This is a genomic window from Polynucleobacter sp. 35-46-11, assembly GCF_002281105.1.
Genome location: NZ_NCFJ01000408.1, coordinates 1 through 2304, shown reverse-complemented (window position 1 = coordinate 2304; position 2304 = coordinate 1). Strand labels below are relative to the sequence as shown.

The window sequence follows — 2304 nt, the reverse complement described above, 5'->3', positions numbered from 1 at the left end:
GATGGTGCCCCGGGGCGGACTTGAACCGCCACGCCTTGCGGCACCGGATTTTGAGTCCGGCACGTCTACCAATTCCATCACCGGGGCAGGTGTTTGCAGTGGAAAAACTGCATTGAAACTAACTAAGAGGTGAGAGTGTAACAAAAAAGTTGTCTCGCCCCCATTCTTGGTCGCAGAAGCCCTTAAAATGACGACTTCAAGCCACATTACTCAAAAGGACTTACCCGTATGGCCGGCCATTCGAAATGGGCCAATATTCAGCATCGCAAAGGTCGTCAAGACGAAAAGCGCGGCAAGATTTGGACCAAACTCATCAAAGAAATCACAGTTGCAGCTAAATTAGGCGGCGGTGATATTGCCACGAACCCCCGTTTGCGCCTGGCAATTGATAAGGCCAAAGATGCCAATATGCCCAATGACAACGTACAACGAGCAATTCAGCGCGGTACTGGCTCGCTCGAAGGCGTGAACTATGAAGAAATTCGTTACGAAGGTTATGGCCTCAATGGAGCAGCCATTATTGTTGATTGCCTGACTGATAATCGCACTCGCACTGTTGCTGAAGTGCGCCATGCATTTGCAAAAAATGGCGGCAATATGGGGGCCGAGGGTTCAGTTGCTTTCATGTTTAAACACTGTGGCCAAATGATTTTCGCCCCAGGCACCAATGAAGATCAGCTCATGGAAATTGCGCTCGATGCTGGCGCAGAAGATGTCATTACCCATGACGATGGCTCACTAGAGGTGCTCACACCAGTGCCTGATTTTCCTAAAGTGCAAGATGCACTCACTCAAGCAGGCTTAAAAGCTGAGATGGCTACCGTAACGATGCGCCCTGAAACGGAAACTGAGTTCGAGGGTGAACAAGCCGAAAGCATGCAAAAACTATTAGATGCGCTTGAGAATTTAGATGATGTTCAAGAAGTATTTACGAATGCCTCTTTGTAGTCGATCAACCCCTTAAATACTTTTATATATTTAGCTCTTTATGAAAATTCTTTTAATTGGATCCGGTGCTCGCGAACATGCATTAGCATGGAAGCTAGCTCAATCACCCCAAGTGCAAACCGTATTTGTAGCACCAGGTAATGGCGGCACTGCTACTGCAAAACAAGATGCTGCAGGGATTCAAAATCTCCCCATCTCCGATCTTCAAGAGTTAGCAGATTTTGCCAAACGTGAAAAAATTCACCTGACCGTAGTTGGCCCCGAGGCTCCATTGGCTGCCGGTATCGTGGATGTGTTTCGCAATCAGGGATTGCGTATTTTTGGACCAACCCAACTTGCTGCGCAATTGGAGTCCTCAAAGGATTTCTCTAAAGCGTTCATGAAACGCCATGGCATTCCAACAGCGGAGTACCAGACCTTTTCAAATGCATTAGAGGCGCATGCTTACATTGACGCTAAAGGCGCGCCCATTGTGATCAAAGCCGACGGTTTAGCTGCCGGCAAAGGCGTGGTTGTGGCAATGGATTTGGCAGAAGCTCATGCAGCAGTCGACATGATGCTTGCCGACAACAAGCTGGGCAATGCGGGCGCCCGCGTAGTCATTGAAGAATTCCTGACTGGTGAAGAAGCCAGCTTCATCGTGCTCGTGGACGGCAAGCATGTTTTAGCTTTAGCTACTAGCCAAGATCACAAACGCTTACTCGATGCCGATCAAGGCCCCAACACTGGTGGCATGGGTGCGTACTCCCCTGCTCCAGTTGTCACTCCGGAAATTCATGCACGCGCCTTACGTGAAGTCATCATGCCTACAGTCAAGGGCATGGAAGCTGATGGCATTCCATATACAGGCTTCCTTTATGCCGGCCTCATGATTTCCCCTGACGGCAAGATTAAGACTTTGGAATTTAACTGCCGCATGGGTGATCCAGAAACGCAACCGATCATGGCGCGCCTGCGCAGTGATTTAGTCAATACATTGGATCACGCGGTTGATGGCACCTTAAATGAAGTGGAGCTGGATTGGGATCGTCGCACTGCATTAGGCGTAGTACTTGCAGCTCATAACTATCCGGATACTCCGCGCAATGGCGATGTAATCACCGGCATTCCCGTTGATACTGAAGATCAAATAACCTTTCATGCTGGTACCAAGTTACAAGATGGCAAGCTACTCACCTCAGGTGGTCGCGTCATGTGCGTAGTGGGCCTATCCGACACTGTTCGTGGTGCACAACAAAAAGCATACGACGTTATTGCCAAGATCCAATTTGATGGCATGCAATATCGCAAAGATATTGGCTATCGCGCAGTGAAGTAATTCAACCCATTCATCCATCCCAACATAAAGATCTTTAA

The 2304-nt window shown here is 48.7% G+C and carries 2 protein-coding genes and 1 tRNA gene; 2 read left to right on the top strand and 1 reads right to left on the bottom strand.

What is annotated here, in order from left to right; translation table 11 throughout:
• Positions 1-2 precede the first annotated feature (2 nt).
• Positions 3-87 (bottom strand) — tRNA-Leu (locus B7Y67_RS15625).
• A gap of 141 nt (positions 88-228) precedes the next feature.
• On the opposite strand from B7Y67_RS15625, the gene B7Y67_RS15620 reads away from it, so the two are divergent.
• Together B7Y67_RS15620 and purD are read left to right on the top strand one after the other, a co-directional pair.
• Positions 229-948 (top strand): YebC/PmpR family DNA-binding transcriptional regulator, encoded by a 720-nt coding sequence (locus tag B7Y67_RS15620; RefSeq protein WP_293599427.1) that lies wholly within the window; start codon positions 229-231, stop codon positions 946-948.
• A gap of 40 nt (positions 949-988) precedes the next feature.
• Complete coding sequence (purD, locus tag B7Y67_RS15615; RefSeq protein ID WP_293599426.1) at positions 989-2266, top strand: phosphoribosylamine--glycine ligase; 1278 nt, start codon at positions 989-991, stop codon at positions 2264-2266.
• The last annotated feature ends 38 nt before the right edge of the window (positions 2267-2304 follow it).

What these genes read in the sequence shown, in the direction of transcription:
- purD (WP_293599426.1), top strand. Translation starts at nt 989, where the DNA reads ATGAAAATTCTTTTAATTGGATCCGGTGCTCGCGAACATGCATTAGCA.
- B7Y67_RS15620 (WP_293599427.1), top strand. Translation starts at nt 229, where the DNA reads ATGGCCGGCCATTCGAAATGGGCCAATATTCAGCATCGCAAAGGTCGT.